Below are 15,065 nucleotides of genomic sequence, written 5' to 3'. Positions count from 1 at the left end.
GTGTAAATTATATGTAAATTTTGTGTAATTACACTTTAAGCATATCATAACAACATTTATTAAAATATGATATATAAAGTGTTTTTGAAATTTATAGTTTTGATTAAATCCTAGTATTATTTTATACAGAAGCAGTGTGCTTTAATGGTTGGTTTATGATGATATTGTTAATAATCCATCTACATTTGTTATTTCTAACATCGTTTTATTATGTATTTCTGTAATGTCCATTTATTTAATAAGTAAATTGCCTTTTTCAAGTTATATTGTACCGATACCGGCTAAAAAACAATTATTAATAAGCGTGTAAGAAATGAGAAGTTATAATGAAGATGCAATATGAGCATTCAGATGTTATGAAAGAACAAGCTTTTGGGAGGACAGACTCCAACATCTACAAATAGGGGAAATAGGTAAATAGATGTAAAAGAATGTTTTGAATACTGAATCGTAGAATTTAAATGAGAGGCTAAGACAAAATACATGTCCTAGCCTCATTATTTTTTATCTATTTTAGTGATTGAATTCGTAATTTCAATTTAGTTCACTGTTATTCTTTTGTATTACAACCATTTTTTGAACCGCATGAACTGCATTTTCCTTCTTTGGATTTTTTCATAAATTTAGTTAATGTAAATATAGTGTAGCCAAAAATTGCTGAAAAGATAACGATGTTAATGATAATCGACATAAAATCACATCCTTAAATAAAAAATTGGCAAACTTGGTAGAAGATGAATGTCAGTACATAGGCAGCAATTAAAGGGTAGGCTACTGCGAATATGGTCCATTTTAAAGAATAGGTTTCCTTGCGAATGGTTGCTACAGTCGATAAGCAAGGGATGTACAATAGGATAAATATCATAAATGCATAGGCTGATAATGACGTAAATTGATCTTGAACGATGTTTACTAATCCGTCTTCATCTGAAGCGTAAATAATAGCCATCGAACTAACTATGACTTCTTTAGCTAAGAATCCTGGAATAAGTGTCGCACCTGCTTGCCAAGTTCCGAATCCTAACGGTGCAACTAAAACTGCAAAGAAACTTCCGATAGAATGTAAAAAGCTATCGTTTACATCTACATTGAAACCACTTGGTCCTGTATAATTTAATAGCCAAATAACGACTGAACCTGCAAAGATGAATGTTCCTGCTTTTTTAACAAATCCTTTTGCTTTTTCCCAAGTACTTCTCCAAAGTGTTTTGATAGAAGGTAAACGATATGTTGGTAATTCAACGATAAATACTGAATCATCATTTTTTAATACAGTTTTAGTCAGTAAGACACTTGTTAATAATGCGATGACAATACCAAGTACATAAAGACTTAACACAATGAGCGCTTGATTTTGCTCGAAGAAAACACCAACAAATAATGCATATACAGGTAGCCTTGCAGAACATGACATAAATGGTGCAATTAAAATTGTTGTAAGACGTTCTTTCTCACTTTCAATACTACGTGCAGCCATAATACTAGGCACGTTACATCCGAAACCAATAATCATAGGAATAAAGGATTTACCGCTTAAGCCAAAGGTTTCCATAATTCTATCCATCAATATAGCTATACGTGTCATGTAGCCTGAATCTTCGAGTAAAGAAATAAAGAAGAAAAGTACGATAATTTGAGGGACGAATACTAATACACCCCCAACACCTGCGATAACTCCGTCAGTAATTAAGTCCTGTAAGAAAGCTACAACACCAAGGTTATCCATGGCTGACTTAATTGTTTCGGTAAATGTACCACCAAGAAATTCATCAAGCTGATCAGATAATGGTGTACCAACCCATGTAAATGTAATGTGGAATATGAGCCACATTATGCCTAAGAAGATAGGGATACCTAATATTCTATGAGTTAGCAATTTATCTATACGATTAGAAAGATATTGCTGTTCTTCATCAGGATATTCAATCACACCGTCTAATAATTGAGCTATGTAGTCGCTACGTTTACGTTGTACTAATTCACGAATAGAACAGTCTAGTAAATCAGATAGTGTTTCACGTAAAGGGATGATTTTTTCTAACACGTTTTTATCGAGTAATTCATGAATTTTAGGATTATCTAAAAGGAATTGTATAGCGATAAATCTGAAAAGCTGTTTATCGAAAGAAGTATGTTCAGATAAATATTTTTCAATACGAGATATTGTATCTTCTAATTTTTCGCCATAATTTATTTTCAAAGGTCTAGATTTTGATAATGAATGGTCTTTAAGCGAATGTAATAAATGAGTCGTGCCTTTACCACTTCTAGCTATGATAGGTAATAAAGGTAGTTTTAATTTTTTCATTAGAGCAGTTTGATTAATACGAATACCACGTTTTGTGGCTACATCTATCATATTTAAGCCGATAATAATGGGTGCACCTAATTCCATTAATTGAACTGTTAATTGTAAATTTCGTTTGAGTTGGCTTGCATCTATGATATTAATCATACCTGAGAACTCATTGTTTAATAAATAGTCGGTTACTACAGTTTCATCTTTAGAAATAGGTGATAGTTCGTATATACCAGGTAAATCTATAAGGCTACCAGCATTCTCTTTTAGACGGCCGACCTTCTTCTCAACGGTAACACCGCTCCAGTTGCCTACATATTCGTAAGTGCCAGTTAACGCATTAAATAATGAGGTCTTACCTACATTAGGATTTCCTAGGATACAATAGCTATTATTCATGTGCTTCCTCTAAAAAAATATGACATGCATCACAACCACGTATACTTAAACACTGATCATTAACTTCTAAAATACAAGGTCCTTTAAATAAACATTTTTGCTTAATTTTCACATCTGTCCCGTAATTTAAACCTAACGCATTTAAACGTTGTAACATATGCTGATTTTTGATGTTTAGCTCTTTAATTTTATAACGTTTTTCCAAAGTCGCTGTCTCGATATTTAGCATAGTCATCACTCTTTCTTAATTGTAAATAATAATCGTTTTCAATTATACAACTTAGTTTTGTACGATAAAAGAGTTTTAGAGTTTAATTTTGTGGACATTTTGTTAAAAAATATTGCAATGTTCATAGATTTCAATAAACTTATAATAAAATTTATCAGAAATATATATTAACCTTGAATTTAGGGTATAGATAAGTGAGCAAAAATATTGTATATTTACACTGAAGGTATTACACTCGAATCAAACTTGAAATGAAGCGGTCCAGTTTTTTAGATATTTTGATTCGTAAATATAGTTTTTAATACATAAAAATAAAGACACCAAGACGATTTGTATTCAATCCAATCAGTAGCAATATGTAAATAGTTTATAGGCATTAAGGATTTGTAAAATGCGCATAATGTAGGAGGGATTCAAATGGTTATTCGTGAAAATAAACGTATCAAAGTCAAAAGATTGAACGAAACACGTTCTAGCGGTATTTCTGTGATGATTGAGGAAGGCGGACTGGGAGCCGATCAATATTATCAAATAGAAAAGCAAAACACGGAAACTTCAGAAGAGCATTTACACCAATTTGAAAATGAAGTTCGTGAAAAGAGTGACATTGAACTTATAGATTTATTAGTTGTAAATGCAAAAGAAAATACCAATACGGATTATAATGAAGCGTTGCAAATAATTCAAGAAGAGATACTGGACCGCATGAAATAGTGATTAAAGTCATACAATTGAATAATAAAATGAGCATATGAAGGCTATTGATAGGGAGTAATTAGAACTATATCAGTAGCCTTTTTAGTATGATAGGCTGTCTAAAGTACGTCTAGAATGTTAAAAATGATGAGAAATATCAATGAGAACATAAAAAAGGAACGGGAAAACGAAATCAAAAGTTGAAATTTGATTTCGTTTTCCCATTCCCATAAGGCTGACTAGATATCAGACTGCTACTGTGTAATTGTTAGGTGGTACTTTTTTGTGCGTGCTTTCCAGGAGCACAGCTTTAGCGTGTAGTCTTCGGCTGATGCTTTCTCCACAGGAGTCGGTCTAAATCACTAACATTTTTATAACAATGAACAAATCAATTAAAAATATAAGGCTTGCCTCCTACGAAATATAGGAAACAAACCTTTAAAATTATATACTAACCCAAAGTACAGCTTTTTAGTTCTATACACATTTGATTTGTCTATGTTCTGTTATAGCATAATATATTTGTATTTTTGTTAACCATTTAATTCTAATGGATTAGGTCCAATTCTCTTATTTTCATTTAATGCATCAATACGTTCCATTTGATTAGCTGTTAATGAGAAATCAAAGATATTAATGTTTTCTTCTATTCTATGAGGTGTAATTGATTTAGGAATCGTTACGACACCATGTTCTATATTCCATCTAATAACAACTTGTGCTGGGGATTTTCCAATTTCTGCTGCAATCGCATTGATTGTTTCATCTGTTAAAATCTCCGCGTTCATTAGTGGAGACCATGACTCCATGTATATAGATTCAGTATCTAGGTAAGTTCTTAATTCTTGTTGTGTAAAGTAGGGATGAAATTCGACTTGATTGATGACAGGTTTAATAGAAGTTTGTGATTTTAACACTTCTAAATGCTCAATATTGAAGTTACTTACACCAATATTTTTAACTTTTCCTGATTCATATAAAGCTTCCATCCCTTTCCAAGTTTCAATCATGACAGACTCATCTGTACCCGGCCAATGAATAAGATAAAGATCTAAGTAGTCTAGACCTAAGTTATCTATAGAAGTTTGGTACCCTTGTTCTACATTGTCTTTGCCAAAGCTATCAAACCAAAGTTTTGATGTAATAAACAAATCTTCTCTTCGAATATCGGCTGCAGCCATACCTTCTTGTATACCACGGCCCACCATTTCTTCATTTCCGTAAACTAATGCGGCATCAATACTGCGATAGCCGTTAATAATTGCATGCTTCACTGCATCTTTTGCAGTGTCATCATTTTCTACTCTAAAAACACCTAAACCAAGTTGAGGCATAGTATTACCATTATGAAAATCAATATATTGCATAGTTGTTCTCCCTTTTCTGTTTTTGATTTAAAATTATTTTCAAATAATGTTTATATTAATTATATTACCGTTGATTGATTAGAAATGTAAGTACGCACTTTAAAGTAACCTAGGTATCTATTTTATGAATAATCATATTTTCAATTGATTTTTTAAATCGATGTGATTATAATATAGGTATAAAAAATATGACCATTTAGTTCACCAAGCCCTCACTATTCGCTATAATAGTGAGGGCTTTTTATGGTGTGGCTTACGCTATCGCCTATTGTTTTTCGCCACGATTACGAAGCCATTGCGTAAACATGGCAATGATGCAACCACTGATGATTGTGGCTAAGACATTTATAAAAAATATGCCCATTCAGCTCACCTCCTCTCAACGTCTAAATTGACGCCTGAGAGATAGGCGACATCCATATTATATAATAGAAAGTCGACGCTTTTATCATATGTTTGAGTTTGTCACTTTATCTTCAAATATTTCCTCAATTATACAAATTAAAACGAATATCATTCTCAATTTATTTAATTTCTTCTTAAAACAACATGTACATTGTATTAGAAAATCATTATACTTAAAAACATGTTTATTTTTAAAACAACAAGGAGTTAGACAAAATGAGTATCATTAAAAGAGTATTTCGGAAAGAAGATTTATCCCGTTATCAAAATAAAGATTCAAATTTAGAACGTACACTTCGTGTGAGAGACTTTTTAGCATTAGGTGTCGGAACGATTGTATCGACTGCTATTTTCACACTACCAGGTGTTGTTGCTGCAGATCATACAGGACCTGCTGTAACACTGTCATTTTTAGTATCAGCTATAGTAGCGGCACTCATAGCTTTCGTATATGCAGAGATGGCTTCAGTGATGCCATTTGCAGGTTCGGCTTATACTTGGATTAGTATATTATTCGGCGAGTTTTTTGGTTGGATAGTAGGGTGGGCGCTCATTGCAGAGTATATTATTGCAGTTTCTTTTGTAGCGTCAGGCTTTTCAGCCAATTTAAGAGGGCTTTTAGACCCCTTCGATATATCATTGCCAAACGCTTTATCCAATTCACTTGGAACTAACGGTGGCATAATGGATATTATTGCAGCAATTGTAATTATTATCACAGCACTCTTGTTAGCGAGAGGTGCATCAGAAACAGCACGCGTACAAAATATACTTGTTGTGTTAAAAATATTAGCGATTTTCTTATTTCTTATTGTAGGTTTATCTGTTATTAATCTTGGAAACTACATACCGTTTATTCCTGAATATAAAGAAACAGCAGCAGGTGCCTTTGGTGGTTGGCAAGGTATATACGCAGGGAGTTCAGTTATTTTCATTGCTTATATCGGTTTTGATTCTATTGCAGCCAATTCCGGAGAAGCAATTAACCCACAGAAAACAATGCCTCGAGGTATCTTAGGGTCACTATTTATTGCAGTTGGATTATTTGTTGCTGTATCACTCGTATTAGTAGGTATGTTTGATTACTCAGCATACAAAGATAACGCAGAACCAGTAGGTTGGGCGTTACGTATGAGTGGACACGGCACAGTTGCTGTTATCGTACAGGCTGTCTCAGTTATAGGTATGTTTACGGCACTTATTGGTATGATGCTTGCCGGTTCACGTTTGCTTTATTCATTTGGCCGTGATGGCATTCTTCCGGCTTGGTTAGGCAAGTTAAATACCAAGAATCAACCTAATCGTTCTTTAGTCATATTAACAATTGTGGCAGTCATTATCGGATCTGTATTTCCATTTGGATTTTTAGCGGAATTGATTTCAGCAGGTGCGCTCGTCGCATTCATGTTTGTGACAATTGGAATTTATGCATTACGCAAAAGAGAAGGTAAAGATTTACCAGAACCAGCATTTAAATTACCATTTTATCCTGTTATGCCGATATTTATATTTATCTGTGTATTTGCAGTATTTTGGGGATTAAGCGGACAAGCTAAATTCTATACATTGATTTGGTTTATTATTGGTATTGTATATTATTTATTTTATGCCATTAAGATGAATGGTCAGCAGAAATAGATAGCTAATTATTGGTAATATGTAAATACGTATTATACCTTTAGGCTTTATAAAATACATGAAAATCCCTTTCACTAGTAGCTAAAGTGAAGGGGATTTTATCAGTTTTTGGTATCATATCCTAAATTGTGTTGGTGAAATAAACTGCAACACTTTCTAAGTTGTTCTGAATATATTCGTTTTATATCCACCAACTTCTAAATCGACTGAGAACATGTGGCCTGCCGTGGGTTCTTGGTGTCTTTCATAATCATTTAATGGTGCCAATGCCGTAGTCATAAATAAAGTTTTTAAATTTTCTCCACCAAATGCACAAGATGTAACGGTAGAAGTTGGTAAAGTAATACTGTCTATCCATTTTTTCTGGAAAGGGTCAATTTTTGCTACTACGCCGCCTTTGAATAAAGCAACATACAACATGCCTTGTTGATCAATTGTCATGCCGTCAGGTAAGCCATCTGTTTCTTTAAAAGTATAAACAGTCTCTTCATTTGAAATTTGACCGGTTTTCGAATCATAATTAAATTGACTCACGGATTGGTTAGCAGAATCGATATAATACATAATATTTCGAACAGGGTCCCAATCAAGCCCATTAGAAAGTGTTACTCTCTCTTTAGCTGTTTCAATATTAGAAAAATTCTTTTCTACGCGATAAAGCTTAGCGATTTGCCCATGAAATTCAGTTTGAGTGCTATCTTGGCTTTCTTTAAACAATCTAAAATCATCATTAACTGTACCTGCCCAAAGTCTACCTTGAGGGTCACACTTAGCATCGTTTAAAAGTATTTTGTTATTTAAATCCATTGGTTTGAAAATTTCTTTTAACGTTTCTTTTTCTAAATTATACAGATAAAATCCATCTTTCATAATCACTATAAGTTCATTCTGTGAGTATTTTGCAAGTGACATTGGAGATTTTTCGAGTTGGTAAAAAGTATATTGATTAGTTTGAGGATAATATGCGCGAATTTTATTTTCTACATTATCTATCCAAAATAAACATTGATTTTCATCGTCCCACAAAGGACCTTCTGCAGAAGTTGATTGTACACTTTCTTGTAGTAATTTAGCTTGCATGATGTTCCTCCTAATTTTTTCTATAAAAGTGTCTTATAGGAAAAGCACCTTATAGTAAACAGATTGTTGATAAATGAAATTACCTAAAAGGTTTCTAATCTCATACTATCAATATTTAAACTTGAATTACCAATATTGCTAAGTAGCACATAGCAAAGTTGTTTATAATTTAATTAATAAAGGTAAAGAAAGCATAGTTAAGCGTACTTTGATTTTATAAAAGGTGGATTGTGAATTTATATGACCAACAAAGACAAAAAAAGAAAATTTGATAAAGAAGATAAATTTAGTATTATGACTATTATTCTAGATATATTACTTTCAATAATTAGAGGTATAATTACTGTGATAAGAAACATATTTTCATAACAACACACAATCAAAAGCGCTTAACAGTTTGTTCTCTGTTAAGCGCTTTTGATTTTTTTATTTTAAAGATTCATAGTTATCTTTCTTTTTCTTATTCATAGCTTTAACAAAAATCGGATAAAAAAGTAATAAACAAACGACTAACATTTTAGGTAACATATGTGACTTCCTCCTTTGATTCATGTAACATACAAAATTTTTTAACTAATAAACACATTTATTACAAGCATAGCTAGACCAAAGTAAATATAAATCGGTTTAACTTTCTTTTTATTTAATAGGGAAAGTTGAATCATTGCTATTCCTAATAATATTAAAGTTCCTTCAAAATTTGACAGTTCAATAATTTTTAAAAGCCCTATGACTGCAAATATAATTAATAAAACGCTATTTAACATTAAAAACATAGCGGTTATTTTCTTCTTTAATCCTTCTGACTCGTTACGATCTATGAATAAAAACCACAAACTTATGGCGATACCATAAATTAGTGCAAATATTTCTATCATTACGTTCATCATCTCCTTCTTTTCCTTTTCTTTTTATATTGATTTACTGCATATTTATAAACAGTCATTATAAATGCGAATAAAATAGTCGTTAGAATAGTTTTGATAATGTTATATTCATTTATAAAAATTAGGAGCAGTATGCTAAATATAATAAAGAATACGATTAAATTAAATATAAAATATTTAAGTAAGTTCATATGATATACTCCTCTGATTCATTTAATTGTCGCTGTTTTAATTATTGTTATTTTCTGGTTTTAAAAAGATAAAGCAATAATAGATAGAAATTACCCAGGAAATACTTACAAATATAAGTACTATATAGTCTTTATCTGCAATGAATTTGGGCACAGCAATAGCTACTAAAATAGTAAATAAAATAATGGCTATGATAGTTATTAACTCAATTATTTTCATTTTATATAATCTCTTTGACGCTTTTGACTATTCTCCGAGTTATTACGCTTTTTTGGAGCGACAATATCACTTAAGATACCGATAGCAGCAAAGCTTAATACGAATGCTAGTGACCATCCAGAAGAAATCCAGTCAGTCGACAGTAATAATATGCCGTAAGCGATGGCATACATAGCCCTATATGCATGTAAAATCTTAATTTAGTTTTATTCATATTTTTAATTGCCTCCAAACAATTACTTTATCAATTAATACCAAAAAAAATTAAAAAACACTTTATAATTAAATTAACATGAATCTATTGGTTTTAATACTTAATTTTACATATATTGTTAGAAATATAATGCTTAAAAAGATAATAATAATTGCTTATGTAATATAAATATTGCTATATTATTCCATCTAAAAGACAGATTTGTAAAAGTAGATACTATATATTTTTTTGAAATTTCCTTTTTAATTCAAAATTAATATCATATAGGACTTATGAATAAAAATATAGTATACTTTAAATTTTAATTTTTTTATAAGGGCAAAACTTTGACTTTCAAGAAATTTAAGCGTAATCTACGTTTTTGACACCGTTTACATATTATAAAGAAAGAGGTAAGCAAATGGATATTGAAGTCTTGAAGGATTATGTTAACACTGGTCAACTTTCAGTAGGCATTGAATTTGGTTCGACAAGAATTAAGACTGTAGCAATTGACCCCCATTGCAATACAGTTTCTACAGGTTCTTATGAATGGGAAAATCAATATGAAAATGGTTACTGGACTTATTCAATGAATGATGTCTGGGTAGGTATTCAAAAAAGTTATAATGAAATGGCTCAAAAAATTAAAAATTTATGCGGTATACCTATCACTAATTTGTCATCTTTAGGCATTAGTGGAATGATGCATGGTTATTTAGTTTTTGATAAAAATGATGACTTATTAGTACCTTTTAGAACATGGAGAAATAACAATGCGAATGAAGCCGCTAAATTATTACGAAATGATTTTAATGTAAATATCCCTGAACGTTGGAGTATTGCCCAATTATACCAATCAGCTTTAAACAACGAAGATCATGTATCCAAAGTAAAATATATGACAACGTTAGCTGGTTATGTTCATTGGTATTTAACAGACAAAAAAGTGTTAGGTATAGGCGATGCATCTGGTATGTTTCCAATTAATACTGATAAAAAAGAGTTACGCGAAGATTTAATGGAGAGCTTTAACACACTATTTCAAGGATTAGGGTATCAACAAGATATTAAAGATATTCTGCCAGAAGTAATTGTAGCAGGTGAGTCAGCGGGATATTTAACAGAAACAGGTGCAAAATTGATTGACCCAAATGGCCAGCTGAAATCAGGTTGCCCAATGTGTGCTCCTGAGTCCGATGCAGCTACTGGTATGGTTGCTACAAATAGTGTCGCTCCTAAAACAGGCAACGTTTCAGCGGGAACAAGTATCTTTTCGATGATTGTATTAGAGCAACCAATTAAAAATGTATATCCAGAAGTAGACATAGTAACAACACCAGATGGTTATGATGTTGCTATGGTTCACGCGAATAATTGTACTTCTGATATTAATGCATGGATTGGACTTTTTGAAGATGTATTTAGAATAATGAATGTGAAATACGATAAAAATGAGTTATTTACAAAGTTGTTTGAAAGCGCTTTTAACGGAGACGAAGATCTAGGCAAGCTATTATCATACGGATATATCTCAGGTGAATTTATAACAGATGTAAAACAAGGTTATCCAATGTTTTTACGTCATGTTGATAGCGATTTCAATATAGAAAACTTTATGAAAACACATATTTTTAGTGCTTTTAGTACTTTGAAAATCGGTATTGATTTATTAAAAGAAAAAGAAAATATTCAAATAGATACCATGTTAGGTCATGGAGGTATTTTTAAAACAGAAAAAGTAGCGCAATCGTTTTTAGCAGCAGCATTAGAGAGTCCGGTTAGTGTGATGAAGACAGCAAGTGAAGGCGGCGCATGGGGGATAGCTGTATTAGCACGATATTTGGTAGAAGAACAGCATAATAATTTAACCGAATATTTAAGTATCCACGCTTTTAAACATACTGAGCAATTTACTATAGAGCCTAACGAGAATGATATAAAGAGCTTTAAAAAATACATTCAACGTTTCAAATCATCTCTTCAACTGGAACAACAAGTAGATGAACACGCTTAATGTAAGTGTTAGTTACAGTGAATAAAGCATATTTTAATACGTAGGAGAGATTAGTGTGGAATCATTAAATGCAGATAAGCCGAAGCAATTTTTAGGTTTACCGAGAACTTTGATTTGGGGTTATGTTGCAATAGCCATCTTTATGACAGGTGATGGAATAGAGCAGGCCTTTTTATCTAAGTACATTGTTAATATTGGGTTTGAAGCCCATCAAGCTTCTACCGTTTTAACGCTTTACGGCTTAGTAGTAGCAATCGCATCATGGCTTTCTGGTATTTTAGCAGAAATTTTCAGTCCAAGAAAAATTATGATATTAGCTTTCATTATTTGGATTGTCTTTCATGTTGGTTTCTTAACTTTAGGTATAGAGCAGCATAGCTATACAATGATGCTGATCATGTATGGTATCCGTGGCTTCGCATATCCAATGTTTATTTATAGTTTCGTTGTGTGGATTACTTATTCAGCACCACGACATCGTTTAGCTTCTGCGATGGGATGGTTTTGGGCCATGTATTCTGTTGGTATAGGTTTCTTAGGAACATATATACCTAGCTTTTCCATTCCTTGGATTGGCTTTATGGGAACATTGTGGTCATCAATAATCTTTATTTTAATCGGTGGATTGATGGCGATGTTCTTAGTTAAAGATAAAAAAGGTGAAGACAAAGAAGCTGATAAATTAACAGCAAAAGAAATGTTAATTGAGTTTGCTAGAGGTATTACCATTTTGAAAAATCCTCAAATAGCAATTGCAAGTGTTGTTAGAACCATTAATCAATTAGCCCTCTTTGGCTTAGTCGTTATTATGCCGATTGTATTTACAGACACCGTAGGATTTACAACATCAGAATGGTTACGTATATGGGGTCTCATGTACATTGTAACTATTTTCACTAATCTATTTTGGGGTGTTGTTGGTGATAAAATCGGTTGGGTTAGACAAGTTCGGTGGTTTGGGTGTATAGGTATGGTTATTTCAACATTAGCCTTTTATTACTTACCTATTTGGTCAGGACCTAACATTTGGATTGCTGGCAGTGTAGCTGTTATGTTCGGTTTTGCTGTAGCAGCTTTTGTACCGATGTCTGCGATTTTCCCTATTTTAGAACCTAATCATAAAGGTGCTGCGGTATCTATTCATAATTTATCCGCAGGCTTAAGTAACTTCATTGGTCCTGCTATTGCAACAATAACAGTTCCTATAGCAGGTCCTGAATTAACTATTTGGACATATGCAATTATTTATTTTATAGGATTTATTTTAACTTTCTTTATGAAAGTTAACCAACCTAATCATTAATTATAGAAAGGTGATATATTATGACAAACGTTTTAGAACAATTTAAATTAGATGAAAAAGTAGCAATCGTAACAGGAGGCGCAATGGGTCTAGGTAAATCAATGGCTACAGCATTAGCGCAAGCAGGTTCACATATAGTTATTGCAGATATAAATATAGCAGTAGCTGAAGAAACAGCAGAAGAAATTAAGAAAAACGAAAATGTTGAAGCAATTGGATTAAAAGTTGACGTTACAGATCCTGATGCAGTTAATAAAATGGTCGAAGATGTTTTAGAACAATTTGGTAAAGTTGATATTTTAGTAAATAATGCAGGGATGACGATTAATGCAAAAGCAGAAGAAATGTCATTTGAAGATTGGAATAAGGTTATCAATTTAAACTTAAATGGCATCTTTTTAGTAGCACAAGCTGTTGGTCGTGTCATGATTAAACAAGGATATGGTTCAATCATTAATACATCTTCAATGTCAGGTTTAATTGCGAATAAACCTCAAGAGCAAAGTTCTTATAATGCTTCTAAAGCTGGAGTAATCATGTTAACGAAAAGTTTAGCAATGGAATGGTCAAAATATAATATCAAAGTTAATACTATTGCACCTGGCTACATGAAAACAGAACTAACAAAACCATTCTTTGATCAAGGTGGAGAAATGATCGAAGATTGGATGGGCTTCACACCAATGGGACGTCCTGGTATGCCAGACGAACTAGGTGGTATTGTTGTTTATTTAGCATCAGATGCATCTTCATTTGCACAAGGTAGTGTATTTACTATTGACGGTGGTTATACGGCACTTTAATTCAACATATGATAATTATTAAATAGTAGAAATTACTTTAAAGTACCTAATATGAGGCTAAGACATCATACATGTCTTAGTCTCATTTATTATGTCGGGGTAGCTGACTGCTTTGAAAATGCACTTATATTAAGCTTTTAAAGAACCACTATCTCATTTATGAATACAAGTAGTTCTTATGCAAGATCTGTAACTCATATACGAAAAGTAATAATGGCGATATATATTCTAAAGTGGAACCATTGGAAACTATACACAAATCAATATAGATAGTCTAAGGTAGCTCATTGAGTTACCTTTTTTATTTGGATTTTATTAATGACTTTCAGTCAATGGTTCCATTATAATTTGAATTTTCCTAAAGAATATAGCCTTATACTTAATTAATTTATTGAAAACACTATCAACAATTCTTCTATTATTTGTAACTTTTCTTAAATATGCACAAATCTTTGTATTAATTATGTAAACGATTCCAAATATAATGAGGACAAATCAATTTTAGTAGGAGGACATCAGTTATGGATAGTTGGTTAGGTTTAGAAAGTAAAATTATAATTGTTACAGGTGGGAGCTCAGGCATAGGCAATGAAATCGTTAATAACTTATTAGATAATGGCGCAGTTGTTTATAATGCAGATCTGAAAAATAGTGAAGTAAATAATGAAAAATACAATTTTTTACAAGTAGATGTAACAAATAGAGACATCGTACAAAATGCTGTAGATGAAGTTTATTCCAAAGAAGGTAAGATAGATGTTTTAATCAATAATGCGGGTATTAACTTACCACGTGTGCTAGTTGATGAGAAAGAAGAACATCCTGAATACGAAATCAATAACAAAGATTTGGACTTTATGTTTGATGTAAACCTAAAAGGTCCTATTTGGTTCAGCCAAGCAGTTGCTAAATATTTTATTCAACAAGAACATGGCCACATTGTTAATGTTTCAAGTGAAGCGGGACAAGAAGGTTCTGAGGGTCAAAGTATATATTCAGCAACTAAAGCTGCATTAATTGGTTTAACTAGAAGTTGGGCTAAGGAGTTAGGCAAGCACAATATTAGTGTTGTTGCTATAGCACCAGGAATAATTGAAGAAACTGGATTACGCACCTCTCAATATGAAGAGGCATTAGCGTATAGTCGAAATACAACTGTAGATAAATTAAATGGGGATTATTCTAAATCCATTCCTCTAAAAAGAGTGGGGCAATTGAAAGAAATTGCTGATTTAGTATGTTATTTGAGTTCTACCAAATCAAGTTATATCACTGGTACAACAATTAACATTTCAGGTGGTAAATCCAGAGGGTAACCCCATAAAATAGGGGGAAATT

The 15,065-nt window shown here is 32.1% G+C and carries 14 protein-coding genes; 6 read left to right on the top strand and 8 right to left on the bottom strand.

The window, feature by feature from the left end:
* Positions 1-550 precede the first annotated feature (550 nt).
* The 3 genes from NSR03_RS13830 to NSR03_RS13820 are packed head-to-tail and all read right to left on the bottom strand — an operon-like array spanning position 551 to position 2,927.
* The gene (locus tag NSR03_RS13830; protein WP_002506203.1) at positions 551-691 is read right to left on the bottom strand and encodes a FeoB-associated Cys-rich membrane protein; all 141 of its coding nucleotides are present in this window, start codon (positions 689-691) and stop codon (positions 551-553) included.
* Positions 692-703: 12 nt separating this feature from the next.
* On the bottom strand, positions 704-2,698 hold the full coding sequence (gene feoB, locus NSR03_RS13825; RefSeq protein ID WP_002511878.1) for a ferrous iron transport protein B: 1,995 nt from the start codon (positions 2,696-2,698) through the stop codon (positions 704-706).
* Entirely contained in the window at positions 2,691-2,927 is a 237-nt protein-coding gene (locus tag NSR03_RS13820) for a FeoA family protein (RefSeq protein ID WP_002511879.1), read from the bottom strand. The genes feoB and NSR03_RS13820 overlap by 8 nt, the downstream gene beginning before the upstream one ends.
* Before the next feature lie 417 nt (positions 2,928-3,344).
* Between NSR03_RS13820 and NSR03_RS13815 the strand changes: the two genes are divergently transcribed.
* Positions 3,345-3,641 carry a hypothetical protein gene (locus NSR03_RS13815; RefSeq protein WP_002506200.1) on the top strand — a complete coding sequence of 99 codons (297 nt, stop codon included), beginning with the start codon at positions 3,345-3,347 and terminating at the stop codon, positions 3,639-3,641.
* A 515-nt stretch (positions 3,642-4,156) separates the two neighbouring features.
* Here the strand turns inward: NSR03_RS13815 and NSR03_RS13810 are convergent.
* Together NSR03_RS13810 and NSR03_RS13805 are read right to left on the bottom strand one after the other, a co-directional pair.
* Positions 4,157-4,990: an aldo/keto reductase gene (locus NSR03_RS13810; protein WP_002506199.1), complete on the bottom strand. Its 834-nt coding sequence runs from the start codon at positions 4,988-4,990 to the stop codon at positions 4,157-4,159.
* A 265-nt stretch (positions 4,991-5,255) separates the two neighbouring features.
* The gene (locus NSR03_RS13805; protein ID WP_021339314.1) at positions 5,256-5,354 is read right to left on the bottom strand and encodes a type I toxin-antitoxin system Fst family toxin; all 99 of its coding nucleotides are present in this window, start codon (positions 5,352-5,354) and stop codon (positions 5,256-5,258) included.
* A 257-nt stretch (positions 5,355-5,611) separates the two neighbouring features.
* On the opposite strand from NSR03_RS13805, the gene NSR03_RS13800 reads away from it, so the two are divergent.
* Positions 5,612-7,033, top strand: coding sequence for an APC family permease (locus NSR03_RS13800; RefSeq protein WP_002511880.1), 1,422 nt, complete (start codon positions 5,612-5,614; stop codon positions 7,031-7,033).
* 156 nt (positions 7,034-7,189) lie between these two features.
* Here NSR03_RS13800 and NSR03_RS13795 read toward each other — a convergent pair whose 3' ends face one another.
* The 3 genes from NSR03_RS13795 to NSR03_RS13785 form a co-directional block, all read right to left on the bottom strand.
* Entirely contained in the window at positions 7,190-8,113 is a 924-nt protein-coding gene (locus NSR03_RS13795) for an SMP-30/gluconolactonase/LRE family protein (protein WP_069820751.1), read from the bottom strand.
* 569 nt (positions 8,114-8,682) lie between these two features.
* Entirely contained in the window at positions 8,683-8,991 is a 309-nt protein-coding gene (locus NSR03_RS13790) for a hypothetical protein (protein WP_069802556.1), read from the bottom strand.
* A 416-nt stretch (positions 8,992-9,407) separates the two neighbouring features.
* Positions 9,408-9,584, bottom strand: coding sequence for a hypothetical protein (locus NSR03_RS13785; RefSeq protein ID WP_002511885.1), 177 nt, complete (start codon positions 9,582-9,584; stop codon positions 9,408-9,410).
* 441 nt (positions 9,585-10,025) lie between these two features.
* Here NSR03_RS13785 and NSR03_RS13780 point away from each other — a divergent pair, with 441 nt between their 5' ends.
* The 4 genes from NSR03_RS13780 (at position 10,026) to NSR03_RS13765 (ending at position 15,043) form a co-directional block, all read left to right on the top strand.
* Positions 10,026-11,621: a xylulokinase gene (locus NSR03_RS13780; protein WP_002511886.1), complete on the top strand. Its 1,596-nt coding sequence runs from the start codon at positions 10,026-10,028 to the stop codon at positions 11,619-11,621.
* A gap of 55 nt (positions 11,622-11,676) precedes the next feature.
* Positions 11,677-12,924: an MFS transporter gene (locus tag NSR03_RS13775; RefSeq protein ID WP_002511887.1), complete on the top strand. Its 1,248-nt coding sequence runs from the start codon at positions 11,677-11,679 to the stop codon at positions 12,922-12,924.
* A gap of 20 nt (positions 12,925-12,944) precedes the next feature.
* Positions 12,945-13,727 carry an SDR family NAD(P)-dependent oxidoreductase gene (locus NSR03_RS13770; RefSeq protein ID WP_002511888.1) on the top strand — a complete coding sequence of 261 codons (783 nt, stop codon included), beginning with the start codon at positions 12,945-12,947 and terminating at the stop codon, positions 13,725-13,727.
* A 521-nt stretch (positions 13,728-14,248) separates the two neighbouring features.
* The gene (locus NSR03_RS13765; RefSeq protein ID WP_002506185.1) at positions 14,249-15,043 is read left to right on the top strand and encodes an SDR family oxidoreductase; all 795 of its coding nucleotides are present in this window, start codon (positions 14,249-14,251) and stop codon (positions 15,041-15,043) included.
* Positions 15,044-15,065: the final 22 nt, after the last annotated feature.

Source organism: Staphylococcus sp. FSL W8-1207, assembly GCF_038003745.1.
Lineage (GTDB): Bacteria > Bacillota > Bacilli > Staphylococcales > Staphylococcaceae > Staphylococcus > Staphylococcus equorum.
The sequence above is the reverse complement of the archived record's forward strand: the minus strand, read 5'-3'. Positions and strand labels throughout refer to the sequence as shown.

Excerpts from the sequence above, each read along its gene's own strand:
- NSR03_RS13830 (WP_002506203.1), bottom strand. The coding sequence starts at position 691 with ATGTCGATTATCATTAACATCGTTATCTTTTCAGCAATTTTTGGCTAC.
- feoB (WP_002511878.1), bottom strand. The coding sequence starts at position 2,698 with ATGAATAATAGCTATTGTATCCTAGGAAATCCTAATGTAGGTAAGACC.
- NSR03_RS13820 (WP_002511879.1), bottom strand. The coding sequence starts at position 2,927 with ATGCTAAATATCGAGACAGCGACTTTGGAAAAACGTTATAAAATTAAA.
- NSR03_RS13815 (WP_002506200.1), top strand. The coding sequence starts at position 3,345 with ATGGTTATTCGTGAAAATAAACGTATCAAAGTCAAAAGATTGAACGAA.
- NSR03_RS13810 (WP_002506199.1), bottom strand. The coding sequence starts at position 4,990 with ATGCAATATATTGATTTTCATAATGGTAATACTATGCCTCAACTTGGT.
- NSR03_RS13805 (WP_021339314.1), bottom strand. The coding sequence starts at position 5,354 with ATGGGCATATTTTTTATAAATGTCTTAGCCACAATCATCAGTGGTTGC.
- NSR03_RS13800 (WP_002511880.1), top strand. The coding sequence starts at position 5,612 with ATGAGTATCATTAAAAGAGTATTTCGGAAAGAAGATTTATCCCGTTAT.
- NSR03_RS13795 (WP_069820751.1), bottom strand. The coding sequence starts at position 8,113 with ATGCAAGCTAAATTACTACAAGAAAGTGTACAATCAACTTCTGCAGAA.
- NSR03_RS13790 (WP_069802556.1), bottom strand. The coding sequence starts at position 8,991 with ATGATAGAAATATTTGCACTAATTTATGGTATCGCCATAAGTTTGTGG.
- NSR03_RS13785 (WP_002511885.1), bottom strand. The coding sequence starts at position 9,584 with ATGTATGCCATCGCTTACGGCATATTATTACTGTCGACTGACTGGATT.
- NSR03_RS13780 (WP_002511886.1), top strand. The coding sequence starts at position 10,026 with ATGGATATTGAAGTCTTGAAGGATTATGTTAACACTGGTCAACTTTCA.
- NSR03_RS13770 (WP_002511888.1), top strand. The coding sequence starts at position 12,945 with ATGACAAACGTTTTAGAACAATTTAAATTAGATGAAAAAGTAGCAATC.
- NSR03_RS13765 (WP_002506185.1), top strand. The coding sequence starts at position 14,249 with ATGGATAGTTGGTTAGGTTTAGAAAGTAAAATTATAATTGTTACAGGT.